The sequence below is a fragment of the Flaviflexus ciconiae genome, assembly GCF_003971195.1.
GTDB lineage: Bacteria > Actinomycetota > Actinomycetes > Actinomycetales > Actinomycetaceae > Flaviflexus > Flaviflexus ciconiae.
The window spans coordinates 915,570-941,280 of the sequence record NZ_CP034593.1; the positions used below are offsets into that span (position 1 = coordinate 915,570).

Genomic DNA, 25,711 nt, shown 5'->3' on the forward strand with positions numbered 1-25,711 from the left:
GAGATGGCGCGCTTTCACCAATTCTCTTGGCTAGGAAAGCCTGCCTACCGCCAAATTCTTCTTGCCCTTGCGGACGAGAATGATTCCTCCCGGGAGAACCTGATCATCGGTGATGGTGGCCTCCGGATCTTCCACCTTGACGGAGTTGATGGAGAGGCCGCCGGCTGTAATGGTGCGGCGGGCCGCGCCCTTCCCCTTTTCAAGACCGAGTGCTTCCACAAGATCCACCACCGACATGCCAACTTCAGCCGGAGCGGAGACGAGTTCGGCGACAGCATCCTGCAGGGTGTCACCGTCGAGGCCCGAGGGATCAACCTTGCCGAAGAGCGCAGCCGAAGCTTCCTTTACACGGTCCGTTGCTTCCGCGCCGTGAACGAAGGTTGTGACCTCGTCAGCGAGGCGGCGCTGGCCGAGGCGGAGGTACGGCTTCTCGAGGGACTCGGCAACGATCTGGTCGATCTCTTCGAGTGGGATGAAGGTGAAGACCTTGAGGAGGCGCTCAATATCGGCATCGGCCTGGTTGAGCCAGAACTGGTAGAAGGCGTACGGGCTCATCATGGTCGGGTCGAGCCAGATGGCTCCGCCCTCTGTCTTGCCAAACTTCGTGCCGTCGGACTTGGTGATGATCGGGGTGGTCATGACGTGCACGGATGCTCCCTCAGCCTTGTGGATAAGGTCCATGCCGCCGACGAGGTTGCCCCACTGGTCGTTGCCACCGGTTTGGAGGATGCAGCCGTACCTGCGGTATAGCTCGAGAAAGTCGTTTGCCTGCAGGATCTGGTAGGAGAACTCCGTGTACGAGATTCCTTCGTCGGATGCCAGGCGACGAGCAACGGTGTCCTTGGCGATCATCGTGCCGAGACGGAAGTACCTGCCAATGTTGCGGAGCAGGTCGATGGCCGTGATTTCGGACGTCCAGTCGTAGTTGTTGACGATCCGCGCAGCGTTTTCACCTTCAAAGCTGAGGAATCCGGACAGCTGGTTGGCCAGCTTCTGGGTCCACTCCGCTACCTGTTCTTCAGGGTTGAGGGTGCGTTCCCCTGAATCGCGGGGGTCACCGATCATGCCGGTGGCGCCTCCCACGAGAACGAGGGGGTTGTGGCCGGCGTACTGCAGGTGCCTCATGAGGATGGCCTGGACGAGGTGGCCGTGGTGCAGTGACGCTGCCGTCGGATCGAATCCGCAGTAATAGGTAATCGGTCCCTCGTCCAGCGTCGCACGCAATGCTTCGATGTCCGTGTGCTGAGCAATCAGGCCGCGGGCCTGGAGCTCGTCGAGAATGTGGGACACGTTAGTTACCTTTCCTGTCGAACTATGGTCAGTCACAGTATGCCACGGCACGCCGCCGCCACTTCACTCGCTATCGCCGGTCTCATCGAACAGAATCGACCACACTGTCTCTGCTTCTATGTCGGGAACCCGAGTGCCGGATTGTCTGGGTGTCCAGAGAACATGTGGCGCTACGGTGCGCAGTTCGTCCAGGGTCACCGGATCTTCAAGGTCGATGACCTCTCTCATCTCGATATCCACATAGCCGGTTTCAACGGACCGTGCTTCCGGGTTCCAGTGCGGACCTAAGTAAATCTCTGACGTAATAATGCAGGCACCGACGAGTCCGCGCGGTTCCCGCCCCACTTTGACGATCAGACCCCGGTCCCCCGGCACAATCCCCTGTCTTCTCATGCCCGTGTTCCACGTTGACGACGGAAACTTCCCTTCCGCGATGAGCGGCTCCCAGCGTTCCCAGTCCGGGTAGGGATCGTAGGCAAGCTCGGGATTAACAAGAAAGAGAAAAGTAGCCATCAGCGTGCCGGTTTCCCGGGACGGTAGGGGCTGACATGCCGGTCGCCTGGGATCCAGAACCGCCACGAGTATTCCTCGCTCCCACCTTCTCCGGAGACCCCGACCCGAGGGCCCTGAGTCCACGGTGCGCGAACGGACGGCACTTCCAGCTCGACACGGACGGGGTCCCCAGTCGGCGTTACCAGCGCGGTGTCTGCACCAAGAACGCCGGTCGCGCTTTCATCCACGTGGTTTTCACCCAATCCACTGCTCTGACCGTACCGGTCTACTGAACTGCGCTGCTGATGAACCGCAGTGCCATCGAAAGAGCCATCGATACCGAGAGCCTGGGCAAGCCGGGCTGGGCCGCGAGCAAGATCCCGGTCGGATTTAGCGGCGGGCCTGCGCTTTCGAGCTGCCTCGTGGTTTTCGACGACCTCACCGGCCCTTAGCAAGAGTCCGCCCGCTCGGCCTTCGGGCCAGCACACGAGGTTGGCAGACCAGTGCATGCCGTAAATGAAGTAGACATACAGGTGTCCGGGAGGACCGAACATGGAAGCATTCCGTCTCGTTTTCCCGCGGTAAGCATGGGAGCCGGGATCCTGCTCTCCCCTGTATGCCTCGACTTCTACGATCCGGATAGCAACATCGGTCCGAATAACTGTACCGAGCAGCTTCGGACCGAGGTCGCAGGGGTCACCGGAAAGATCAAGCACGCGGGGTGGTGAACTTCCTCAGACGAGCAAGCTCCGCACGAGCGTTCTCGCGCTGCTCGGCAACACGCTCGGGAGCGGTTCCGCCGATTCCGTTACGGGATGCAACCGAGCCTTCGACTGTCAGCACGGAACGAACCTCGGGCGTGAGCCGCTCATCGATCGAAGCGAAGTCCTCATCGGTCATGTCGGCAAGCTCGATGCCGCGCTCTTCGCAGAGCCTGACGCAGGAGCCCGAGATGTCGTGCGCGTCGCGGAAGGCGACGCCCTGCTTGACAAGCCACTCCGCAATGTCGGTGGCAAGGGAGAAGCCCTGGGGTGCCAGCTCGGCCATGCGGTCGTAGTGCAGTGCCATGGTGGCGATCATGCCGGTCATGGCCGGCAAAAGAGCATCGAGGGTATCGACCTGGTCGAAGATCGGTTCCTTGTCTTCCTGCAGGTCGCGGTCGTACGCGAGCGGAAGCGCCTTCAGGGTCGCAAGCAGGCCCGTGAGGTCACCGATCATGCGGCCCGACTTGCCGCGAGCAAGTTCGGCGACGTCCGGATTCTTCTTTTGCGGCATGATTGACGATCCGGTCGAGAAAGCATCATCGAGGGTCACGAAGGAGAATTCCTTCGTGTTCCAGATGATGATCTCTTCGGAGATCCTTGACAGGTTGATTCCAATAAGGGCAAAGACAAAGGCATACTCGGCCGCAATGTCGCGGGAAGCCGTGCCGTCGATCGAGTTCTCGGTCACGCCATCGAAGCCGAGTTCTTCCGCAATCGCCTTCGAGTTCATCGAGAGCGTGTTACCGGCAAGGGCGCCGGAACCGTACGGAGAAACCGCGGCCCTGCGGTCAGCATCCTCCAAACGTGCCACGTCCCGTAGAAGCGGCCATGCGTGCGCCAGGAGATGGTGTGCGACGAGGACGGGCTGAGCGTGCTGCAGGTGGGTGCGTCCCGGCATGATCGCATCGCCGGACTTCTCAGCGAGGTCAATGAGTGCCTCGGCAAGGTCAAGAACCCTTCCGCCAATGCGGCGGGACTCGTCGCGCAGGTACATCCGGATAAAAGTGGCGATCTGGTCGTTACGGGAGCGACCCGCACGGAGCTTTCCACCGAGGTCGCCAGCGCGCTCAAGAAGGCCGCGCTCCAGTGCCGTGTGAACGTCTTCGTCACCGGGTGCTGCGACAAAGGCACCGGACAACACATCGGTCTCGAGCTGCTCGAGTGCCTTGATCATGTCGACCAGCTCGGTCTTCGTCAGCAGGCCGGCGCGGTTCAGCTCTCGGGCGTGAGCCTTCGATCCTGCGACGTCGTACAGCGCGAGGCGCCAGTCGAAGTGCGTGGACTTGGAGAGATGTGCGAGTGCGTCGGCTGGGCCGCCTTCGAAGCGGCCTCCCCACAGGGCGAGCTGGTTATCGGTCATGGGACCATCTTGCCCCACATCGTTATCCCCGGCGCAAATTAAACCACCGTCGACCTTTTCTCTCTCCGTGGCACCAGCCTCTGTCCTGTGGCCGTTGCTTGGCATGATCAGGTCTAGAATTGGCGCATGACTGAGCATATGACTGGACGTCACTTCCTGAAGGAAGCCGATTTCACTCCGGCCGAGTGGGTCTCGTTTGTTAATCTTGCGGGTGAACTCAAGGCTGAACGCGCCGCCGGCCGGGAGCAACAGCGTCTTGCCGGTAAGGCCATTGCTCTCATTTTTGAGAAGACCTCCACAAGAACTCGTGCAGCCTTTGAGGTCGCTGCAGTTCATCAGGGCGCGGCCACGACGTACCTGGATACGTCCGCTTCCCAGATTGGTCACAAGGAGTCAATCGAGGACACCGCTCGGGTGCTTGGCCGCATGTACGACGCAATCGAATTCCGCGGGGATCGGCAGGCCGATGTGGAGCTGCTAGCCGAGTCCGCCGGTGTGCCCGTCTACAACGGGCTGACCGATGACTGGCATCCAACGCAGATGCTGGCAGATGCTCTGACGATCCGCGAGCACGTGAAGAAGCCTTTTTCAGATGTCATCTCCGCATACGTTGGCGACGCTCGGTTCAATACGGGACGGTCTTTCCTGATCTCCGCAGCAATGCTGGGCCAGGACGTGAGGATCATCGCGCCGTCGGGCTATGAACCGCCTGCGGATGTGGTGGAGCTGGCCGAAAGTTTTGCAAAGGACACGGGCGCCCGGATCACGATCACCGATTCCCTCAACGCCGTCGAAGGAGCCGATGCCATCTCCACCGACGTGTGGGTGTCGATGGGAGAGGCCAAAGAGGTGTGGTCGGAAAGAATTGGCGCGCTTCTTCCCTACCAGGTGAACGCCGAGCTCATGAAGAAGGCACCGGACGCGGTCTTCATGCATTGCCTGCCCGCCTTCCACGATCAGGAAACGGCCGTTGGCCGCGAGGTCTACGAGGCATTCAATGTGACCGAGCTCGAGGTAACGGACGAGGTGTTCCGGTCCCCCGCTTCTGTCGTTTTTGATCAGGCCGAGAACCGGCTCCACACCATCAAGGCCGTCATGGTGTCGACTCTGTCGTGAGCAGTCCCCTGCGGGCGCTGGCCGCGCCAATCTACATTCCGTCGCTGATCTATTCGATCGGAAACGGGGCCCTTCAACCTGTCATTGTCCTTGCGGCGCTCGACATCGGGTTCGGGGAGGCCGGATCGTCAGCTGTTCTTGGCGTGGCCGGCGTCATCGGGGTGTTCACCGCTCCGCTGCTTGGCAAGTTCATCACCCGCGTTAGCGACAGGCGTTCACTCATCATCGCGAGCCTTCTGGCCCTCGCAGCACTAGCAGTATCGACCACGGCACTGTTCTTTCCGGGCACATTCTTCGCAAAGGCCGCTTTCCTTCTCGGCATCGCCATTATCGCCATCTCACTCAACGTGTGGACACTGGCACGCCAGGCCTATATTGCCGACGCCTTGCCGGGGATATGGCGGGGGCGCGGGCTCTCGACCCTGGGCGGAATGCTCAGGCTCGGCGTACTTGTCGGCCCGCTGATCTCGACTGCTCTTATCGCACTGTGGGGCCTGGAATCCGTGTTCGTCATGAATGCCGTCACGGTCGCAATCTCCCTCGCGCTCATCGTTCGCTACCTCGTTCCCCTGCCCAAACCCGCAGAAGCATCTCAAGGTAAAGATGGCTCGGCTCCCGCCGCCGACGCAGATCAGGGTGAGCCCAGTTCAGCTCAATCCGGGACAGTTGAGATTGCTCGGACCGAGGCCAAGGACTCGGCAGGCGCTGGTGGAACAAGCCACAAACGGTATCTGCCCACAGATGCACATCCCGGCGGTGTTCCCCGACCTGAGCTGAAAGCCACGGTCATTGCGGGCATCGGCATCACCTCGCTGACGATTTTGCGAGCCAACAAGAACGTCATCATTCCCCTCTGGGGAACTGCCCTGGGGCTCGATAATGAGCTCATCACTCTGGCTTTCGCGGCCTCCGCCCTGATCGACACTGTCCTCTTCTATCCGGCAGGAAAACTTGCTGACAGGAAGGGCAGGCTCTGGGCTCTCATGCCGTCACTGACCATCATGTCTGCCGCCATCATTCTCATGGTGTCGTGGGGAACCGTTCCCGGATTCTTTATTGGGGCGGCTCTCCTCGGATTTGGTAACGGCTTCGGCTCCGGAATCCTCATGACCCTCGGTGCCGACCTTTCGCCGTCGACCAACAGGGCAACGTTCCTCGGGTACTGGCAGGCAATAGCTAACTCGGGAAGCGCGGCCGGACCCTTCGTCGTTTCGGGGCTCACCGCCGCCCTTGGAATCTCAGCGGGACTCTGGGCAACGGCGGGCCTCGGCCTGTTCGGTGCCGTCTGGTTCCGTCTCCTCCTACCCAAGACCTATGCCCGGCTCGGGTTGAATCTGCGTGGCATGCCCATACAGTCGCGGGACTTCAACCGTTAGCCACTTCTGTTCGACGGTTAGCCCATTCAGATCGACGGATAGCCGATTCTGGCAGAGCCCGGATAACGGCAGCCGGTTTCAGAACGGGCAGATGCATAGAACTCGCGCTCTACACGTAGTTGCTTGTGAGTCGCAAAACGATACATCCGAGGAAGTGTCTCAGCTACCGACGCGGATACTCATCGAGCGCGCAATGAACACGTTGGCGATTCTGTACTAACGCAACGGATACCTGTTCCAATGTTGCCTCTCCGCCGACTCGTCCACGAGGTAGAAATCTGGACATTGCGACTGTGGCGGGGCCTACACTTGCCTCATGAGTAATGAGGATTTCCCTGACGGTATTGATATCAAGCCCCGCTCCCGGGACGTAACCGATGGGCTGGAGAAAACCGCAGCCCGCGGCATGCTCCGAGCTGTTGGCATGGGTGATGACGACTGGGTGAAACCTCAGATCGGCATTGCCTCCTCCTGGAACGAGATCACGCCGTGCAACATGACGCTGTCGAAGCTGGCGGGCTTCGCAAAGGAAGGCGTGCACCAGGGTGGCGGCTTTCCCCTCGAGTTCGGAACGATCTCCGTTTCCGACGGCATCTCCATGGGTCACGAGGGCATGCACTACTCCCTCGTTTCCCGCGAAGTCATTACCGACTCCGTTGAGACCGTCATGTCGGCCGAGCGCCTTGATGGATCTGTTCTCCTAGCCGGTTGTGACAAGTCAATCCCCGGCATGCTCATGGCAGCAGCCCGCCTCGATCTTTCTTCGGTATTCCTGTACAACGGTTCGATCATGCCGGGCACGGCAAAGTTCGAGGATGGTACCGAGAAGGAAGTCACCCTGATTGATGCCTTCGAAGCGGTCGGTGCGTGCCGTGCAGGCAAGATGTCAGAGAAGGACGTTGATGCTATCGAACGCGCCGTGTGTCCGGGCGAGGGAGCCTGCGGCGGCATGTATACCGCAAACACCATGGCATCCGCCGCCGAGGCCATGGGCATGTCCCTTCCCGGCTCGGCCGCTCCGCCCGCTATTCACCGGAACCGTTCGCTGTTTGCACGCGAGTCCGGCAACGCCGTTGTTGGCCTGCTACGCCGCGGTATCACCGCACGCGACATCATCACCCGCGAATCCCTCCTCAACGCCATCGCTGTTGTCATGGCTTTCGGTGGCTCCACGAACGCGGTTCTTCACCTCATGGCTATCGCCCACGAGGCAGAAGTTGAGCTGACTCTCGATGACTTCAATATGATGGCGGACAGGGTGCCCCACCTCGGTAACCTGAAGCCATTTGGCGAATACGTCATGAATGACGTGTTCAAGGTTGGTGGCGTCCCGGTCGTTATGAAGGCGCTTCTCGACAACGGCATGCTCAACGGTGACTGCATGACGGTCACCGGTAAGACCGTCGCCGAGAACCTGTCCAACGTGAACCCGCCGGATCCGGATGGCAAGATCCTGCGCGAGATGAAGAACCCGATCCACGCAACCGGTGGCCTCGCAATCCTCAAGGGCTCCCTGGCTCCCGAGGGCGCTGTCGTGAAGACCGCTGGCTTCGACGCCGAAGTCTTCGACGGCACCGCACGCGTCTTCAACCAGGAGCAGCCGGCGATGGACGCTGTTCTCGCGGGTGAACTAAAGCCTGGCGACGTGGTCATCATCCGCTACGAGGGTCCCAAGGGCGGCCCGGGCATGAGGGAAATGCTTGCCATCACCGGTGCTATCAAGGGCGCTGGTATTGGCAAGGATGTCCTCCTCATTACCGACGGGCGCTTCTCCGGCGGATCCACCGGCCTCTGCATCGGACACGTTGCCCCGGAGGCTGTTGACGGCGGGCCAATCTCACTCGTAAAGGACGGCGACCGTATCACGGTTAACATCCCGAAACGCACCATTGACCTCCATGTCGATGACGCAGAGCTCGAAGATCGCCGCAAGCATCTCTCCCATCCCGAGAATCACCGCCTGCACGGCGTGCTCGGCAAGTATGCGAAGCTCGTCCAGTCCGCTTCCATTGGAGCGGTCTGCTACTAGCTGTACCTCGCGAGGGGCTCAACTATTTCCACGAGCCCGCGCTAGTTATGTGGGGTGACTGCTCGTCAGCAGCCACCCCACACGTCTATCTCGGCTCGGTTCATAGGTCTCCGCCAGGCAGGTCCATCACCAGCCGGTGGACAAGTCCACGCCCGTCCACTAGCCCGGCCAGACCCAGTCCGGACCATCACGGTGCGCAACAGGGCGGTGTAGCATGCCGGACACGTAGCTGATGACCAGTTCGTCGCTTTCCGAGGCACCATCAACCAGTCGCGGGCTCGACAGTTGAACCTCGCCATCGTAGATCAAGGTCCATCCCTGCTCCACGCGAGGCTGCCAGATCATGACAACGTTAGGATTCTCCTTCACGGCACGGACAATAGAACCGTAGACACCGGTGATTCGGGCGGTGCCGGCACTATCGAAGACAGGATCGACCGTTAGGATTCGGATCCCGGTGTCGGCGGTGTGGGTAAGAAGGGTTCCACTGGAATAGGCCTGCGTGACCCGTGCAAACCGGGAAGCCTCAACGGGGATGGACATACGCGCTCCTTTTGGAATCAACTTTACCCGCCGGGATCGACATTACCGACAGGAACGGCGCCATATTCTGATCCGGTCCCGGACTCAGTTCGGTAACGTCATTATTATTCATCGCACGGGATGCTAGCGTGAGCCCAAGAGCATCGCCGGAACGGGTGACCATGTCACCCCCGCGAGAGCGGGTTGTCGGATCTTATCCTTTTGAACATGATCAGGTAGCCGGTCGGCGGTGTATCCACCGACCCTTGAGGAGGTCTGTCATGATCATCCGCCCGATTATCCACACCGCCCACCCGAACGCGTGGAAAGACTTCATGCTCGCCTGCGGTGCTGTGCCAATTGTCGAAGGTGATTCATGGTCGGTTTACGGGCTTGGTCGGGGACGCCTCGGGGTCGAACTTGCAGATCACGAACCTCCCGGTTCAGTCTCGCTGAGCTCGGAGTCCGAACGGCTCGACAAGGTGGGCAGTCCTTACGTCAGGGTGGCTCAGCCCGGCGACCACCCGGATCTCACCGTCTTGGGCTACGACCTCCCCGAACTCCTTATCCACAACCTCGAATATGAACCGGTGCGGGGCGGAAAGCTCTCGGCCACTCCCCTGCTCCTGACGACAAAGGTCAAGGACAACATCCCCGTCTTTGAATCACTCGGCATGGAAGTTCGAATGATCGGCGACTCGGAGAACTACGCGGAAGTAGAAGGAGACGGAACCATAGCTTTGCACGTTCGTGACGAGAACGAGGCTCCGCGAATCGATCTGTCTTTCGGACATCCCGACCTTGACGAGCTGGCCGAGCACGTGAGGGTAGCAGGTTTCAACCCCTACATTGTTACAGAGGACTACGGCAGATCGCTCCGCGTGCCGGTGGGCGATGAACAGGCCTGGGTCAACGAGACTCCCGCTGACCACGAGGACCACGTAGCAATAACCATGTAGGCACCATCATTCCAGGCATAGCTGTTGCTCGCGTCAGCGATAAAATCTGCCCGAGCACCGATTTACAGCCTCAGGTTGGAGGCCGTGTCAAGACCGTCACCTATCCAGCAGGCCAATACGGCGCATATTCAGATGAGATCGCCACCGGTGCAGAGTCCCTTGTTCGCGCTCAATAAGTGACTGTCCATGCCGCGGCAGTGACACGACTAATCTGGCAGGCTTTCTTCATGGATATCCCGACAGTGGACCGGGCCGCAACGTCTGACAACGCGTAGACCGCGCGCATTCCCAAGACCGGCAATATTCTGATTCCCATACCGGGTCACGATCAGAAATCGTGATCTGACTTCCTTCCAGTCGGTTATACTCCCCGAGGCGATCCCAGGTATTCACAGGATTTCGTACTCCACCTGATTCTGTCTACCACCAGACTTTACTGTTCTCTCTCGCGGTGGCGTGGACACAAGGAAAGCAACTTTTCGGGGGACCCGGTAGTCTTTGCGCAACTCGGTGGCTGAGATGCGCAACTACGTCGGTTTAGCACTTCGAGGCTCAAATCGAGGGACAGTCCGCTGACCCGAAGGGCACGTTTACAACAATCCCTCTGCCCAACTACTGCCCCTTAGCCTTCTCTCTACGGACACGGATGTAACGCGTATTCACCGATCAATTACCCTCCGCGCAACCTCAGTCAGACATTCAGCGTGCAAAAAATGATGATTCTTTCACTTCTGTGCCGATTCATACATCTCTCCACGAAGTTCCAGGAATTAACGCCATGGATGACACATTTCCGCTTTAGTAAGGCCTAGGATTAGAGATACGTCCAGAACTAATCGAATTGAAGAAATATTCTCAGAATCTTACATTTCCACTTTGACACATAGAAGCACCTATTATTACAACTTTGCATCATTCATTGACCATCAACTTTAAAACAGTTATCGTCGTGTGAAATGTAGGTCACATTAAACGTAGGACAAAGGAGTGTGAGTTGGTTGCAATACCTATTAAGTGGACATCGAGCCCGCACTAGGGTCCTACTGATATTTATAGTTGCGACGGCATTTTTTGTTTTCGGCGGAGTAAGTTCGGCTCAAACTTCACACTACTTTTATGCCTACAACACCCCGACGGACGAGTTGCAGTCTCGATCGTCGGGGATCCGTCCTGAAATTTCGGGTGGAAGGGTCGAAGTAGAGCCATTCTCCGCAGACGGGTTTGGTACTGCGGTCTATATTGAAACCTATATCTCCTACCCCGGGTACCAGTTTGTAGGATCGGGCGAGGGTGGACAGTGGGCAAACATGTCCCACAAGAGGGCCACAAGTGCTACCCAGTATTGCTTTTGGAACTTACCCTGGGCACGCGGAAATAACGGAAGCCTCAAGCTGACCTGCAATACAACCCATTAACTCACAACATCGAAGGGAACACCATGTTTAATCTACGGATCGCGGCCTCAATGGCAGCCTGTTCGGCGCTTGTGTTCGCGGGTGTTGCAGGATCAGTTTCCGCGTCTAACGACTCAACCATGACACCCGAGAATTTGCTCCCCATGTTTCAGAGTGCCGCCAGTACGAATGATGCCTTCCCAGCAGAGGTCAAGCCTGAGGAGCTAGGGATTGCGGCGCAGGCTGAATCAAGAAGTCTCGGGAGTGATTCTGTCGCACGTTACTGGGTGACGCTCTCTGAAAGGTCTCAAGTTTGCCTTGTTATGTACATTCCTGGCGGCTACGAAGTCGCAGGATCAACGTGTGGAACTCTTACTGACTTCAATCAAAAGGGATTAAAGCTGAAGCTCAGAAGTAATATTGACGGCAATATTGTTTCACGCGTCGCTTATCTCTTTCCCTCGGATGTTGAGTTGACCTCACTGACAGCCGATAGCCGAGGAACCGAGTCCGAGAATTTCGTAGCGCTCACTCCTGAGCAAAATGCAGATTTGACTCCACGCGACTTGGCAAGGTCCGGTCATTCTGACTTTGTTTTCTACCCGATTGGGGAATAAGCATTGTTGGCAAAGTCAGGTCGTCCGATCAGAATTCTTCATCGTAGCCTTTGGCTTCCAGTATTTGTCGTGACGGTGCTTGTCGCTGCTGTGTTCGCATCCGTTGCGTACGCTCAGAGCAACACATACACGTACGCAAATAATCTCAGCACACAGATTGGACAGGAGCGTTTTTCGGGAGAACTAGCAACGCTATCTGGCGGGTCGGTCAACGTGATTTTAGCAATGGGGCATCAGACAATCACAAGCTATTTTTCACATCCCGGATACACAGAAATAGCTTCCCAAACTGCTGATACTTCCTTGGTGAATACCTTGTACCACGCGAGAACTCCAACCGCTCACAGCAAGTGCCGTTTTAACGTCCCCAATGTGTCAGGAGGAACCGCCCCCTTGACGTGCAAAGCCTTCTTGTAAGAACCAACCATCCACATTTGAAAGAACCATTATGGCATTGAGACTTGCCCTTAGAATTCTTGCAGGCCTCGCTGTTGCGTTTGTTGGAAGCTCTCTCATCGGCCTCCTTGAACTTCAGCGTATCGCCACAGAGAGTGGTGCTGTTTTCGACCTCAATAACATGCTGACCGCGATCACTGAACCAGAAACTCCCGTGATTCAGATGATGGGCCTAGCCGCGTGCGGTGCAATAATTTTGCTCTTCATCACCTGGGATATCCGCGGTTCACTACGAGAAGGATCTGGCGCCGGCACTATTGCACTCATCGTGGTCCTCGTCGGTATCATCGCCTACTTCGGAATCACAGCGGATTACATCGAAGAAATGAGTCGTCCACCTTTCCCCGGTCTAGAGGGTTGGCTCTATAAGGCCGCCTACCATCCTCTCGTCCACACTGCCATCATCTACGGAATACTTGCACCCCTGGTGGTTCGACAGCGCGGGAACAAGTTTCCAGAACCCGTTAACCCCACGACACCCGAGCAGTCCTGACCTCGACGTCCCAAAGATGTAACGGTATGAGAATGCCAGCAGGAGGAGCCGCAAAACGTGATCCGACTATTCCATTCATATACGGCATCAAACCTTCATGACACGATGAAGGCAATGATAACTGCAGGTGCAATCGGCCAGAATCCATTCTGAGCATCGCAATTATTAGGGCGAATCTCTTGCACCATGGCTTTTCGTTACGTGAAAAGTACGGGCCGGACAACAGCCAGATCGCACCCGGGAGCACCTCTCCCCACGATTCTCAGGCTATGTGGATAGGAGTAGCACCCTTCATTGGGTGAGTCCTGGACAGTATGATCTGTCCAGGACTCACCCGTGTGTATCTGACTCATTCACGCCGGTCAGTGCTCGCTCAGAGCACGATGCATCCAAAGCGCGATTCCATCGTCTCGGCCCATCGGGAATCAGACCTCGGGGCCTGCTCTCAGGTCGACGCTCATTAGCTGAGGACTGACTCTCCCAGGTCCTCGCCGTTACCGAAGGAAACATCGCGAGCGGCTGCCAGCTTGCTCGGCAGGCCGGTGATCTCGATGAAGCCACGGGCCGATGCCTGGTCGAACGTGTCGCCAGCATCGTAGGTTGCGAGGTTGAAGTCGTATAGGGATGTGTCGGAGCGACGACCGGTCACGGTGGCGCGACCACCGTGCAGGGTCATGCGGATGTCGCCGGAGACGTATTCCTGCGTGGACTCGATGAAGGCGTCAAGCGACTTCTTGAGCGGAGAGAACCACTGGCCCTCGTAAACGATGTTGGTCCACTGGTCAGCAACGGTCCGCTTAAAGCGCGCCTGCTCACGGTCCAGCGTGACGTTCTCAAGCTCGCGGTGTGCCTCAATGAGAGTCATCGCGCCGGGAGCTTCATAAATCTCACGCGACTTAATGCCAACCATGCGGTCCTCAACGATGTCGATACGACCGATGCCCTGGGCGCCAGCACGCCGGTTGAGTATCTGGATCGCTTCAAGCGGAGTGACTTTCTGTCCGTCGATGGCGACGGGGATGCCCTTGTCGAACGAGATGATGACCTCGTCGGGAAGCGGCGGATATGTCGGGTCGTCCGTGTACTGGTAGACGTCCTTCGTGGGCGCGTTCCAGATGTCCTCAAGGAAACCGGTCTCAATGGCGCGGCCCCAGACGTTCTGGTCGATCGAGAACGGGTTGTTTTTCGTCGTCTCGATCGGCAGATCGTGCTTGTTTGCGTACTCGATAGCGAATTCACGGGTGAGGGCAAGGTCGCGGACCGGCGACAGGCACTTAAGGTCCGGGCCGAGCGAGGTAATGCCGACCTCGAAACGGACCTGGTCGTTGCCCTTGCCGGTGCAGCCGTGGGCAACGGTGGAGGCACCGAAGCGGCGGGCCGCGGTCACAAGGTGCTTAACGATGGTGGGACGCGAGATCGCTGAAACCAGCGGGTAGGCATCCATGTAGAGGCCGTTGGCGGCAAGTGCCGGCATGCAGTATTCGTTGGCGAATTCGTCGCGTGCGTCTGCAATGTAGGCCTCGACGGCGCCGCAGTCGATTGCTCGCTGGCGGATAACTTCAAGATCTTCTCCGCCCTGGCCGACGTCAACCGAGACGGTAACAACCTCAGCTCCTGTCTGCTCTGCAATCCATCCGATTGCGACGGAGGTGTCAAGCCCGCCCGAATAGGCTAGGACGACGCGATCCTTCTGTTCGCTCATGCGTTTTTCTCTTTCTCTGATGGTCTTTGTTCAGCAATGTTTAGTAGATAGGTGGCAAGCGACTGTGCGCGCTCACCGGAATTGGTGATAAGCAGGACGGTGTCGTCGCCGGCAATGCAGCCGAGGACACCGTCAATGACAGCCCGGTCGACCGACGCAGCAAGGATCTGCGCCGCACCGGGCGGGGTTCGCAAGACCACTTGGTTAAAGGCAACCTGGGCGGTGAGCAACAGGTCCCGGCACCAGCGTTCGAGGTAGTCGCGGGCCGCGATTGTCGCGTCGGGAACATCATCTGGATTGGGCAGGACGTAGCCTTGGCGACCACCCGGGAAACGCACCTTCGTTGCCCGCAGATCATCCAGGTCGCGGGAGAGCGTTGCCTGAGTGACAACGATGCCGCGTTCGAGCAGTTCCAGCCGGAGTGCTTCCTGGCTGGCGATCTGGTTGCTGGAAATAATCTCGGTGATCACCGAGTGGCGTGCGGCGCGCGTCGTCGGGGTAGTCTTCATGCTCATCCTCTCAACTGGACAAGGTCGTTAATGAAGGGAACCAGGTCGTCGCGGGTGATGATCAGCGGGGGTGCGAGACGGAGCGTGTTCTCGTTCGTCGCGTTAACGATGTAGCCCTTCTCCCTCATCTCTCCAACCAGGCCGGGAGCATCCTCGACCTCGATGCCAAGTAGCAGGCCAGCACCCCGCACGGCGAAACCCTTGGACTGAAGCTCAGCGGTCAGCCACTCCCCCGTTTCCGACACGTGGTCAAGGAGCGTCTCAATCTTGTTAAGCACCGCGAACGAGGCTGCAGCCACAACGGGGTTGCCACCAAAGGTGGAGCCGTGGCTGCCGGGGGTGAAGAGATTCTCGGCCGGACCGGTTGCGATGATCGCGCCGATCGGCATGCCACCACCGAGGCCCTTGGCTAGTGTCACGACATCGGCCTGGACGGTTCCGGTGTGGGCGAACCACCTGCCGGTGCGTCCCATGCCGGTCTGGATCTCGTCGAGAACGAGCAGCGCACCGATCTCGTCGGCCTTGGCCCGCGCGGCCTTGAGGAATTCCGAGTCGAGGGGAACAACGCCGCGCTCACCTTGGATGGGTTCGAGGAAGATGGCCGCAACGTCGTCGCCCAGCTCATCCAGTGCCGTAACGCTCGGCTCAATAAAGTCGCACCCCGGTGTCTGGCTGAAGGGCTCGCGGATCGCGGGCTTGTGGGTGATCGAGAGCGCGCCGAGGGTTCTGCCATGGAAGGCGCCTTCAAGGGCAATGATCTTGCCGCCGGGCTTGTGAAGCATCGCGAGCTTCATCGCGCCCTCGTTGGCTTCCGTACCGGAGTTGCAGAGGAATACGCGTCCGCGCCTTCCGCCCTCGGATTCGAGCAGGTCAACGAGCTTTTGAGCAAGGTTAATCTGTGCGGGGGTCGTGAAGAAGTTCGAGACATGCGCGAGCTTGTTCGTCTGCTCAACGATTGCCTTCGTCATCGTGTCGTCGGCGTAGCCGAGTGCGTTGACGGCAATGCCGGCAAGGAGATCGAGGTATTTCTTCCCGTTCGCATCCCACACGTGCACGCCTTCGCCGCGCTCGAGGACGAGCGAGGGCGAGCCGAACGCGTTGACGTAGACGGATTCATATGCGGAGACTGTCATTTTTCATCCTTCGTGACGCGAGTTCCAACTCCCGCATCGGTGAATATCTCGAGAAGCATCGAGTGGGCCATGCGGCCGTCAATAATGTGGGCAGCTTGGACGCCGGCGTCGATGGCGTGGAGCGCCGCCTCCATCTTTGGTTTCATGCCGGCATCAAGTTTCGGCAGGAGCTCGGCCAGCTCGGATGCATTGATCTCGGAGACCAGCGAGTCCTTATTCGGCCAGTCAAGGTAGAGGCCCTCAACGTCGGTCAACATCAGGAGCTTGTTCGCGCCAAGTGCGGAGGCGATGGCGGCGGCGGCAGTATCGGCGTTGACGTTGAGGATCCCGTCGCCCTCAATATCCATGGCAATCGTGGAGACAACGGGTATGCGTCCGTTGTCGATGAGGTCGTGCAGGCTGGCGGGGTTCACTTCGTGAACGTCGCCCACCTGGCCGAGGTCAACCTTCTGACCATCAATGTCGATGTACCGTTTACGGCCCTTCAAAAGCCCCGCGTCCTCACCCGACATGCCGACCGCGTACGGCGCATCCTGGTTGATGAGCGAAACAAGTTCGCGCTGCACCTGACCAGCGAGGACCATGCGGACAACTTCCATGGCTTCCGGCGTGGTCACACGCAGTCCGCCTCGGAACTCCGACTCGATCCCGAGCCGTTTCAGCATGGAGTTGATCTGGGGGCCGCCGCCGTGAACGACGACGGGCTTGAGGCCAACATGGTGGAAGAACATGATGTCGTGAACAAAGGCCTGCTTGAGCTCGTCGTTCACCATGGCGTTGCCGCCGTACTTGACGACGATGGTCTGGCCAGCGAACTCACGGATCCACGGGAGGGCCTGGACGAGAACCTCGGCCTTATCCTGGGCTGCGAGCAGCCTCTGCAGTAATGAGCTCATGTCGTGTACGCCGAATTCTCCGTGACGTAGTCGTACGTCAGGTCGTTAGTAAGAACAGTTGCCGACTCGGTTCCAGAACCAAGCCGAAGCTCAATATCGACAAGGCGATCGGACTGCATGTCGACCTCGTCGCGCCTGCCAGTATCAACACCGTTTTCACAGACAGCGATGCCGTTAATAAGAACGGCGAGATCTGCGGGCTCAAAGGGAGCAACCGACTCAGGAACGGTTCCCGCTGCCGAGATGATCCGGCCCCAGTTCGGGTCGTTTCCAAAGATTGCGCACTTGAATAGGTTCGACTGCGCGATAGCCCGAGCAACCGCAAGAGCTCCCACTTCGGAGGCTGCGTTGGTCACCCGCACGGCAATATCGTGGCTCGCTCCCTCGGCGTCACCAATCATTTGCCGGGCAAGATCCTGGCAGACCCTACGGACCCCGTCAGCAAAGTCTTGAGCATCGGGAGTGACCCCCGAAGCGCCGCTGGCAAGCAGCAGGACCGTGTCGTTGGTCGACATGCAGCCATCAACGTCGATCCGGTTAAACGTCTTATCGCTCGACGAGGCAAGTGCCTCCTGAGCAGTCTCGGCATCGATCACGGCATCGGTTGTGATCACGCACAGCATGGTTGCCATGCCGGGGGCGATCATGCCGGCGCCCTTTGCCATGCCACCGATCCGGTAACCACCGGCCTCAAAGGTTGCTTCCTTGGGGCGCGTATCGGTTGTCATGATTGCGCGAGCAGCATCGTGCCCACCGGAAGTCGACAGTGCACCGGCTGCTACGTCGACACCCGCCACAAGCGGTTCCGCGGAAAGCTTCGTGCCAATGACACCGGTCGAGCAGACACCAACCTCAGACGCAACGATCGAAAGAACCTTGGCAACCTGCTCGGCGGTGGCTTCCGTGACCGCCATACCGCCCGGGGTTGCGACGTTGGCGTTGCCCGAGTTGAGAACAACGGCCCTCATCTTCCCGTCTGAGACAACGTCCCTGGTCCACACGACCGGCCAGGCAACAATCCGGTTGGTCGTGAAGACACCGGCGGCAACATCGAGCGGCCCGTCGTTGACCACAAGAGCAAGGTCTGCCTTACCGGACTCCTTGAGCCCGGCGGTAATACCGGAGGCCCTAAAGCCCTTTGGATAGGTGATCATGGTGCGACTCCAATCGTGGTCAGGCCGGTCTCCTCGGGAATGCCGAGGGAAAGGTTGAGGGACTGGATGGCGGCGCCCGCGGTTCCCTTGACCAGGTTGTCGAGTGCGCAGATGGCGGTGAGTCGCTCCTCGTCTCGATCGAGAACAGCGTGGACAAGCGCCGTGTTGGCGCCCGTTGTCATCGCCGTTGATGGGACGGAGTCCATGAACTGAACGAAGGGCTCACCATCGTAGGCCGAACGGTATGCGTCCTGAACGTCAGACTGTGTCGTTCCCGAAGCAACGGGAATCGAAACGGTGGCGAGAATGCCGCGCGAGACGGGAGCGAGAACGGGCGTGAACGACAGTTTGTCGAGCGTTCCGCCGGCGTGCCGGAGGTTCTGCATGATCTCGGGGATGTGGCGGTGGGTGCCACCCACGCCATAGGGCGCAAGGCTACCGAGTGCCTCGGAGGCAATGAGGTGGGGCTTCGGTGCCTTACCGGCACCCGAGTAGCCAACAGCCAGCACGGCAACAATGCCTTCGCCGCCGGCAATGCCTGCGCTCACGGCGGGCTGGGCAGCAAAGGTTACCGACGAGGCGTTACAGCCGGGCGAGGCAATAAGCTTTGCATCAGCAAGGAGTTCCCGCTGGGTCGTCCCTTTGCGAATCAGTTCGGGCATGGCGTAAGCCCACGGCTCTGCCATCTCTCCCCCGTAGTAAGCCGCCCAGTCGGCCTCGTTTTCGAGACGGTGGTCAGCACCGAGATCAATGATCCGAATATCGGGGTTGATCGCGAGAATCTCGGCAGAGATCGCAGCCGACGCGCCGTGCGGAAGCCCAAGAATCACAACATCTGAATCGGCCAGGGACTGCGCCTCGATAGCAACGAGCTGCCGGTCAGCAATGGATCGCAGGTGCGGATGAACCCCACCGATAGGCCCCCGGGAAGAATGGGCGGCGAGCGTCCCAATCTCCAGCTCGGGGTGCGACACGAGGAGGCGGAGCGCCTCTCCCCCTGCATAGCCGGATGCGCCGGCGATGGATACCCTAGTCATGTGCATAAGTATACGCACTCTTGTATCTCGATCAACTCGAGAAGTCGTGAGCCAGGCAACGTTGCCGTAACGCAGATTGCACTGGAAATCTCGTATCTTTAGCGGAATCTTCATGTTCCGCATCATTGTCGGCTACCTGTAACCTTACCCAATTACGCAGAGCATTCGACAGGGGAAATTCACTTGTTTTCTGTATATCGGCACTCAACGAGCCCGCTCATCGCGGTGTCGTGCCTGGTCACGATCTCGGGGGCGCTCTCCTAGCCCACGCGGAATGGCTGTCATCGCGCTGGTCGCTATCGGCCTGCGGCCGACCTTGTTCTACCTGACGGGGTGGCCGGAGAGGATCGAGATCCGGTTGAAGGCGTTGATGGCGACGGCGATCCAGGCGGCTGCGGACACCTGGTCTGGCGTGAGGACGGAGGCGATCTCGTCGTAGCGAGCATCGGCATCCCGGGCCTGCGGGAGTTCGGTGGCCAGCTCCGCCATCTCCAACACGGCACGCTCCTCGGCGCTGAAGAGGGCAACATCCCGCCATGCCGGAATAACGGCGATCTTGGTGGCATCGATGCCTGCGCGGACGAGCTGAGGTACGTGTGCTTTCAGGCAACTCGGGCACCTGTTGATCTGGGAGCAGCGAACGTTAATGAGCTCAACGAGGTCGCGTCCCAGCCCCGCCTCGTCGGCTATTTTCTTCACCGTGTCGACGAATTCGAGGGCCGATCGATAGGCCAGTGGATGCTGTCTGTCGATGTAGAGCCTCCCGGGCTTTTCCATTCTTACCTCCCGTTATGTGTGATTTGGCTCTAGTCTAGGACGAAAAGGAGGACGTCATGTTTGCTATCAAGACCAGCCGGGCCGGCGGGCCGGAGGTTCTGGAGTGGGTTGAGACCCCCGATCCCGTGCCCGGGTCGGACGAACTCCTCGTCGAGGTTGACTATGCTGGATCGAATTTTATTGACACCTATCAGCGCTCTGGCACCTACCCCATGGACCTTCCGTTCATCCCAGGTCAGGAAGGATCCGGGCGGGTCATTGGTCGCGGCGACGACGTTGAGGGCTGGTGGGACGGCACCCGGGTTGCCTGGACCAATGTGCTTGGCTCCTACGCCGAGAAGATCGTCATTCCGGCGTCCGCGGCGCTCTACGTCCCAGACCATGTCCGCATGGACGTGGCAGCTGCTCTGCCTTTGCAGGGCATGACGGCCCACTACCTCATCCGCTCTGTCTTCCCGGTATCCACCGGAACAAAGGTGCTGCTGACGGGGGCCGCCGGCGGGGTCGGCAGGATCGCCGCTCAGTTGGCGGCCGGCGAGGGAGCCGTCACCGTGGGAACCGTCAGTTCGGAGGATAAGCTCGCTTTCTCCGAAGCTACCCACACGCTTGTTGTGGACGATTGGGCAACAATCAAGGAGCGAGTGGAGCAGCTTGTCGGTGGCGTTGATGTGGTCTATGACGGCATTGGCAAGGACTCGTTTGATCACACGATCACGTGCCTGCGGGAGCGCGGACTCATGTGCCTCTTCGGTGGGGCGTCCGGACAGGTACCGCCCTTTGACCTGCAGCGACTTAACGCCCTCGGAAGCCTGTTTGTCACGCGACCGACCTTGCGTGACTATCTGGGCCACGAGAAGGACTGGAGGTGGAGCGAACTGACGGAACGTGCCGCCGCCGGTCATCTCGACATCCTGATCGGGAAGGTCTTCGATCTTGAGAATGCCGGTGACGCCCACAGGCACATCGAGTCCGGTGAATCAATCGGGAAGACACTTCTCAAGGTCAGCTAGCCGCTCGGATAACTGCGCAGAGTCGAATAACAACTGACGACGGAGGGTCCTGGAACCGCCCAGCGCCCGACTCGCCAAGCTTTCGCTTGCCTCAGATACCCCGGGCCTGGGCGTGACTCCCAGGTCCGGTTACTGCTCTGAGTGAACACACGGAACTCGCCTGGGGAGTCGGACGGCGTTGCAGGCGGTCTTTGGCACTGCCCGATTCTCTTTGGCTTGGTGGATTCAGCGCGGATTGTATGGGCTTTAAGTCGCCAAAAAGTCGCCGGTCTTCGACGAAACCCGTGGTCACGGGGCTAGCGTGCATGGTCCTTCTTTGCCTGTGGCGTGGGTTATGAAGTGAGGCACCCTGATTCTCAAGGACACGCATATCCCTCTAGTATGGTCGTGTGGATAAATCCGCTCTTAAGGAGCCCCCTAGTACCTTGACCGCCTTACCCCGCTTCAGTGCGCTCAATGGTGAGGTGGTCGGATCATGAACGGTCTTGCCGTGAACATCATCATGGTGTTCGTTTTTGTCATCATCGGCGGCATTTTTGCCGCGTCGGAGATGGCACTGGTTTCGTTACGCGAGAGCCAGCTCCGCCGCATGGAGAAGGAATCGAAGTCCGGCGAGAAGGTAGCAGCGCTCGCCCGCGACTCGGGCACTTTCCTTTCCGCCGTTCAGATCGGCGTGACCTTTGCAGGGTTCTTCTCCTCCGCGTTTGGCGCCTCCACCATTGCCCCACAGATCGAGCCCTGGCTCGAGGACATTGGTATTTCCGAGTCGCTGTCGGGTCCGGTTGCCCTGGTCCTCATGACCCTGATCGTGTCCTACCTGTCTCTCGTTCTTGGTGAGCTCGTTCCCAAGCGCATCGCGCTCGCACGGAACGAGGGCGCCTCGAAGATCCTGGGGCCTCCCCTGTCGAAGTTCGCCGTTATTTTGAAGCCGGTGATCTGGATTGTTGACGTATCGTCCAGCGCTATCCTGCGTCTCATCGGGATCAACCCCGACGATAACGGCTCATCCATGTCGGATGAGGAGGTTCGCGACATTGTTGTCTCCCACGAGGGGTTCGACATGGCGGAGAGGGACATGGTGGAGGATGTCTTCCAAGCCTCCAACACCCTGATCCGCGAGGTCATGAAGCACCGCCGCGACATCGTTGCTATCCGCAACGACTCCACGCTCGGTGAAGCTATCGCCGTGGTTGCCGAGCATCCGTACTCTCGTTACCTCGTGTACCGCGAAGAGATTGATGACGTTATTGGCTTTTTCCACATTCGCGACCTCTACGAGGCACGCTACGAACTATCAGCAGAAGCTCCGCTTGATTCGATTATCCGCGATGTCCTCATGGTGCCCGGCACGTCGACGATCATGCCGGTCATGAACCACATGCGTTCCTCTTCCCATCACATTGCCGTCGTCATTGACGAATACGGTGGCACCGACGGGCTCGTTACTCTTGAGGACCTCATTGAGGAACTCGTTGGCGAGATCTGGGACGAGTACGACCAGGAGCAGTACCGGGAAGAATTGAAGCTGCACGAGTCGAAGATGTACGACGGACAGACTTCTCTCGAGGACTTCGCGGACCGCTCCGGCATTGTCCTACCCGAAGGTCCCTACGAAACGATTGCCGGATGGATGCTGTCCCACATGGGGCGCCTGGCAAAACCCGGCGACATCGTCCCGATCGATCACGACATGACGGAGGACACGGAGGATGACTCCACCTCCATCCGTTACGAACTGGAAGTCGCCACGATCGAACACAACCGCATCACCGCCATCCAGCTCCGCAAGACCACGGTGCCCGCACCCGGTGAGGCAGAAGAAACCGAACATGTCATTGGCGACAGCTCCGGGGCCGACACCACAACACGCGGTGACGAAGTCACCGCGAGCAATGGCAATGCCGCTTCGAGCAAGGGCAATGCTACTGTGACCGTTGAGAACACCGAGAATACTGAAGGTAACGAGAAGTGACAGCGTGGAAGCCGGTCCTCGATAACCTGAATCTCGTCGCAAAGCCCGTTGCCGAGGCACTGCGTGCCTTCACCGCGCAGCATCCCGAAGAGGCGAAGCAGATTCTCGTTGCCGAGATCGACCCCGAGCATGCTGACACCGAGGCCATGACCTCGCTTTGGGGCACGGACCTGTTCGACTCGGTCAATTGCGTGGTTGTCTCGGGCAAGCGCAGCGGCGTCGAGAAGGTTGCCGCCTGCTGCATCCGGGCCACCACTCGCGCTGACGTCAACCACGCCGTCAAGAAGAAGCTGGATGTGCGAAAATGCTCGTTCATGCCGATGGACGAGGCAGTGGAACGTACCGACATGGCACACGGCGGAATCACCCCAATCGGACTTGGCCAGTGGCCGATCTGGCTCGATACCCGAGTCCTTGGTGCGACCGCAATCATCGGCTCCGGCCTGCGGTCTTCCAAGATCAGCCTGCCCGGCTCGGTCCTTGCCCTGTTCCCGAACACCGAGGTCGTCGAGGGCCTCGCCGTTAAGGCATAACAGCACCGAGTCACCATTCGGGCAACAACCTTGAAGCCCAGAATCCGGTAGGAAATCGGACTGACATCGGAAACACAACTGGCATACGTCAGGTAAGCAGAAGCCCGGTTCGCTCGAAATCACGAGTTGGACCGGGCTTCCGCTTTGCTCCTGTCGCTTCACGCTGGCACAAGAGCTCTCAAAGAGCACCACCGATGGACTGGTCTTTCAGCCTTCCCATTCGGTCAGGCGGAGTTTGCGTTCGGTGGGGCGGATGCCCCTGGCGGAGCGTGCTCGCAGATCATCGAGGGAATCCCGTCCGGCACGAATGTGGGTGCCCGCAAGGCCGTCGAGCTCGCCCTGGGAGATAGCGGCGATGATCCGGGAGATCTCGGCAGGATCCGTCCAATCCGTGCGACCATCGTGCATGTTCATCGAGTGCGTCATGTCGGTTTCGACAACGCCGGGGGCAACCTCGTAGACCTTGAGCCCGCGGGAGTGCCCCGCCTCGTGGAAGGAACCACCGAGACGCATGAGAGCCGTCTTGGACACCCAGTAGTCGGCCGAATCGGCCCGGTCAGTGACGGCGGCGCCAGAAGACAGGTCGACGATGTAGCCGCCCCGATCCAGCATGCTACGAGCGGCTGCGGAGGACAGGACGAACGGGGCGTACACGTTCGTGCGAATCGTTGTGGCAAACTCTTCGGCCGTGATTTCCCAGGGCAGCAGTTCGGTTCCGGAGACACCCGCGTTGTTGACCAGCATGTCCAGCTCGCCGACTGCTTCAGCAAGGTCTTCGGCGCCCTCGATGGTGGACAGGTCGGCCGCGTGGAGGACGACGTCCGCTCCCCTGTCCTGGCATGCTCGTGCGGTATCGGTCAGCGACTCGATCGCGCGTGCATGCAAATGAAGGGTGCGTCCCTCGTCTGCGAGTGCGGTTGCGATGTGGCGGCCGATGCCGCGGGATGATCCGGTGATAAGGATCCTCAACGGGGTCCCTGCCTCTCTGGTGATGTGAAGGCCGACGGGAGCGGCTTGTCCGCTTTCATTTCCGACCTCATGTGTTCCACGACGGCGTCAAGCGAGCCATCATTACGTTTAGCTACTTCAATGAACCGCTGGTAGGCGGCACCGATTTCCAGAATGTCGTTGATTCCCGACAGCTCTTCCAGGCAACCAAGCTTCTCTGCAGTCGGTTCGAGGCGCCGCACCATCCGCTTGACGGTGTCCAAGACGTGCTCCTCATTGCCATCCCGGTCCACAACAAGAATCGCATCCATGCCGTACCTGCTGGCACGCCACTTGTTTTCGGCAACGTACCAGTCGGGAATCCAGGGCAGTTCCCGCCCCTCGTCCCACTCCGTCGAGAAGTGGTCAACCATGCAGTGAATAAGAGCGGCAATGGCTTGGAGCTCATAGATGTTGGTGTTGGCATCGCACACGCGGGTCTCGATTGTCCCCCACCCCGGGCTCGGGCGAATGTCCCAACGGACCTCGTTGAAGTGCTCGATCACGCCAGTTTTCTTCAGGTCGCTCGTGTACTGCTCCAGCTCATGCCACTGTTCAAACTGGCGGGGCGTTCCAGATGTTGGTAGCTGCTGGAAAACCATGGCCCGGTTTGAGGCGTACTGGGTGTGCTCACCAGCCCAGTACGGGGACGAGGAGGACAGCGCCTGAATGTGGAAACCGCGGGTCAGCATCGCGCGGATGATCGGGAGGACCTTCTCACGGCGGTCGATGCCGACGTGGACGTGCGTTCCGAACAGGAGCATTTGCCGGCCCCAGTACTGGGTGCGGTTCACGAGTTCCGCATATCTGTCGGAGTCCGTCACCCGCTGGTAGGCGGGGTTCGCAAACGGATGGGAACCGGCACTGGCAATATCGATGCGAAGCGGGTCTGTCACTTCGCGGACCGCTTCGGCACCAACACGTATGTCCTCAATGCAGCCGGCGATGGTGTGGTGCACTCCAGAGGTCACTTCGACGGTGTTGAGGAGCATCTCGGCCTGAATGAACTTCTGGTCTTTCAGCTGCTCCATGACGTAGGCGGCGGCCTGCCGCAGATCGTTCGAATCTTGATCGATGAGCTGGAGCTCCCACTCGATACCGACGGTGGACTGCTCAGACTTCGCGAAATCCAT

At 59.2% G+C, this 25,711-nt stretch carries 23 protein-coding genes; 9 read left to right on the plus strand and 14 right to left on the minus strand.

What is annotated here, in order from left to right:
* Positions 1 to 30: 30 nt before the first annotated feature.
* The 4 genes from tyrS to argH all read right to left on the minus strand — a co-directional run bounded on the left by tyrS (position 31) and on the right by argH (position 3,906).
* Positions 31 to 1,290, minus strand: coding sequence for a tyrosine--tRNA ligase (gene tyrS / locus EJ997_RS04100; RefSeq protein WP_126703451.1), 1,260 nt, complete (start codon positions 1,288 to 1,290; stop codon positions 31 to 33).
* A 63-nt stretch (positions 1,291 to 1,353) separates the two neighbouring features.
* The gene (locus tag EJ997_RS04105) at positions 1,354 to 1,803 is read right to left on the minus strand and encodes an EVE domain-containing protein (protein ID WP_126703452.1); all 450 of its coding nucleotides are present in this window, start codon (positions 1,801 to 1,803) and stop codon (positions 1,354 to 1,356) included.
* Entirely contained in the window at positions 1,803 to 2,498 is a 696-nt protein-coding gene (locus tag EJ997_RS04110) for a DNA-3-methyladenine glycosylase (RefSeq protein WP_126703453.1), read from the minus strand. The genes EJ997_RS04105 and EJ997_RS04110 overlap by 1 nt, the downstream gene beginning before the upstream one ends.
* Positions 2,491 to 3,906 (minus strand): argininosuccinate lyase, encoded by a 1,416-nt coding sequence (argH, locus tag EJ997_RS04115; protein WP_126703454.1) that lies wholly within the window; start codon positions 3,904 to 3,906, stop codon positions 2,491 to 2,493. The genes EJ997_RS04110 and argH overlap by 8 nt, the downstream gene beginning before the upstream one ends.
* A gap of 126 nt (positions 3,907 to 4,032) precedes the next feature.
* Here argH and argF point away from each other — a divergent pair, with 126 nt between their 5' ends.
* The 3 genes from argF to ilvD all read left to right on the plus strand — a co-directional run bounded on the left by argF (position 4,033) and on the right by ilvD (position 8,427).
* Positions 4,033 to 5,022 (plus strand): ornithine carbamoyltransferase, encoded by a 990-nt coding sequence (argF, locus tag EJ997_RS04120; protein ID WP_126703455.1) that lies wholly within the window; start codon positions 4,033 to 4,035, stop codon positions 5,020 to 5,022.
* On the plus strand, positions 5,019 to 6,398 hold the full coding sequence (locus tag EJ997_RS04125; protein ID WP_126703456.1) for an MFS transporter: 1,380 nt from the start codon (positions 5,019 to 5,021) through the stop codon (positions 6,396 to 6,398). The genes argF and EJ997_RS04125 overlap by 4 nt, the downstream gene beginning before the upstream one ends.
* Before the next feature lie 316 nt (positions 6,399 to 6,714).
* The gene (ilvD, locus tag EJ997_RS04130; RefSeq protein ID WP_126703457.1) at positions 6,715 to 8,427 is read left to right on the plus strand and encodes a dihydroxy-acid dehydratase; all 1,713 of its coding nucleotides are present in this window, start codon (positions 6,715 to 6,717) and stop codon (positions 8,425 to 8,427) included.
* 159 nt (positions 8,428 to 8,586) lie between these two features.
* Here ilvD and EJ997_RS04135 read toward each other — a convergent pair whose 3' ends face one another.
* Positions 8,587 to 8,970, minus strand: coding sequence for a hypothetical protein (locus EJ997_RS04135; protein ID WP_126703458.1), 384 nt, complete (start codon positions 8,968 to 8,970; stop codon positions 8,587 to 8,589).
* 260 nt (positions 8,971 to 9,230) lie between these two features.
* On the opposite strand from EJ997_RS04135, the gene EJ997_RS04140 reads away from it, so the two are divergent.
* From EJ997_RS04140 to EJ997_RS04150, 3 genes are all read left to right on the plus strand, one after another.
* The gene (locus EJ997_RS04140) at positions 9,231 to 9,908 is read left to right on the plus strand and encodes a hypothetical protein (RefSeq protein ID WP_126703459.1); all 678 of its coding nucleotides are present in this window, start codon (positions 9,231 to 9,233) and stop codon (positions 9,906 to 9,908) included.
* A 1,438-nt stretch (positions 9,909 to 11,346) separates the two neighbouring features.
* On the plus strand, positions 11,347 to 11,919 hold the full coding sequence (locus EJ997_RS04145; protein ID WP_126703460.1) for a hypothetical protein: 573 nt from the start codon (positions 11,347 to 11,349) through the stop codon (positions 11,917 to 11,919).
* A gap of 448 nt (positions 11,920 to 12,367) precedes the next feature.
* Complete coding sequence (locus tag EJ997_RS04150; protein WP_126703461.1) at positions 12,368 to 12,868, plus strand: hypothetical protein; 501 nt, start codon at positions 12,368 to 12,370, stop codon at positions 12,866 to 12,868.
* Positions 12,869 to 13,328: 460 nt separating this feature from the next.
* Here the strand turns inward: EJ997_RS04150 and EJ997_RS04155 are convergent, their stop codons facing one another.
* The 7 genes from EJ997_RS04155 to EJ997_RS04185 all read right to left on the minus strand — a co-directional run bounded on the left by EJ997_RS04155 (position 13,329) and on the right by EJ997_RS04185 (position 20,076).
* A complete protein-coding gene (locus EJ997_RS04155) occupies positions 13,329 to 14,570 on the minus strand; it encodes an argininosuccinate synthase (protein WP_126703462.1) in 1,242 nt (413 codons plus the stop codon).
* Positions 14,567 to 15,079 (minus strand): arginine repressor, encoded by a 513-nt coding sequence (locus EJ997_RS04160; RefSeq protein WP_228201573.1) that lies wholly within the window; start codon positions 15,077 to 15,079, stop codon positions 14,567 to 14,569. Before EJ997_RS04160 ends, EJ997_RS04155 begins: the two co-directional genes overlap by 4 nt.
* 2 nt (positions 15,080 to 15,081) lie before the next feature.
* On the minus strand, positions 15,082 to 16,212 hold the full coding sequence (locus EJ997_RS04165) for an acetylornithine transaminase (RefSeq protein WP_126703464.1): 1,131 nt from the start codon (positions 16,210 to 16,212) through the stop codon (positions 15,082 to 15,084).
* Positions 16,209 to 17,108 (minus strand): acetylglutamate kinase, encoded by a 900-nt coding sequence (gene argB, locus EJ997_RS04170; RefSeq protein ID WP_126703465.1) that lies wholly within the window; start codon positions 17,106 to 17,108, stop codon positions 16,209 to 16,211. The genes EJ997_RS04165 and argB overlap by 4 nt, the downstream gene beginning before the upstream one ends.
* Positions 17,105 to 18,262 (minus strand): bifunctional glutamate N-acetyltransferase/amino-acid acetyltransferase ArgJ, encoded by a 1,158-nt coding sequence (gene argJ / locus EJ997_RS04175; RefSeq protein ID WP_126703466.1) that lies wholly within the window; start codon positions 18,260 to 18,262, stop codon positions 17,105 to 17,107. Before argJ ends, argB begins: the two co-directional genes overlap by 4 nt.
* Positions 18,259 to 19,299: an N-acetyl-gamma-glutamyl-phosphate reductase gene (gene argC, locus EJ997_RS04180; RefSeq protein WP_206501811.1), complete on the minus strand. Its 1,041-nt coding sequence runs from the start codon at positions 19,297 to 19,299 to the stop codon at positions 18,259 to 18,261. Before argC ends, argJ begins: the two co-directional genes overlap by 4 nt.
* Before the next feature lie 321 nt (positions 19,300 to 19,620).
* On the minus strand, positions 19,621 to 20,076 hold the full coding sequence (locus EJ997_RS04185) for a carboxymuconolactone decarboxylase family protein (RefSeq protein ID WP_126703467.1): 456 nt from the start codon (positions 20,074 to 20,076) through the stop codon (positions 19,621 to 19,623).
* A gap of 56 nt (positions 20,077 to 20,132) precedes the next feature.
* Here EJ997_RS04185 and EJ997_RS04190 point away from each other — a divergent pair, with 56 nt between their 5' ends.
* The 3 genes from EJ997_RS04190 (at position 20,133) to EJ997_RS04200 (ending at position 23,591) form a co-directional block, all read left to right on the plus strand.
* Positions 20,133 to 21,086 (plus strand): quinone oxidoreductase family protein, encoded by a 954-nt coding sequence (locus EJ997_RS04190; RefSeq protein WP_126703468.1) that lies wholly within the window; start codon positions 20,133 to 20,135, stop codon positions 21,084 to 21,086.
* A 475-nt stretch (positions 21,087 to 21,561) separates the two neighbouring features.
* On the plus strand, positions 21,562 to 23,058 hold the full coding sequence (locus EJ997_RS04195; protein WP_126703469.1) for a hemolysin family protein: 1,497 nt from the start codon (positions 21,562 to 21,564) through the stop codon (positions 23,056 to 23,058).
* Complete coding sequence (locus EJ997_RS04200) at positions 23,055 to 23,591, plus strand: YbaK/EbsC family protein (RefSeq protein ID WP_126703470.1); 537 nt, start codon at positions 23,055 to 23,057, stop codon at positions 23,589 to 23,591. The genes EJ997_RS04195 and EJ997_RS04200 overlap by 4 nt, the downstream gene beginning before the upstream one ends.
* A 207-nt stretch (positions 23,592 to 23,798) precedes the next feature.
* Here the strand turns inward: EJ997_RS04200 and EJ997_RS04205 are convergent, their stop codons facing one another.
* Both EJ997_RS04205 and EJ997_RS04210 read right to left on the minus strand, forming a co-directional pair.
* Positions 23,799 to 24,560 carry an SDR family NAD(P)-dependent oxidoreductase gene (locus EJ997_RS04205; RefSeq protein WP_126703471.1) on the minus strand — a complete coding sequence of 254 codons (762 nt, stop codon included), beginning with the start codon at positions 24,558 to 24,560 and terminating at the stop codon, positions 23,799 to 23,801.
* Complete coding sequence (locus EJ997_RS04210) at positions 24,557 to 25,711, minus strand: glutamate--cysteine ligase (RefSeq protein WP_126703472.1); 1,155 nt, start codon at positions 25,709 to 25,711, stop codon at positions 24,557 to 24,559. The genes EJ997_RS04205 and EJ997_RS04210 overlap by 4 nt, the downstream gene beginning before the upstream one ends.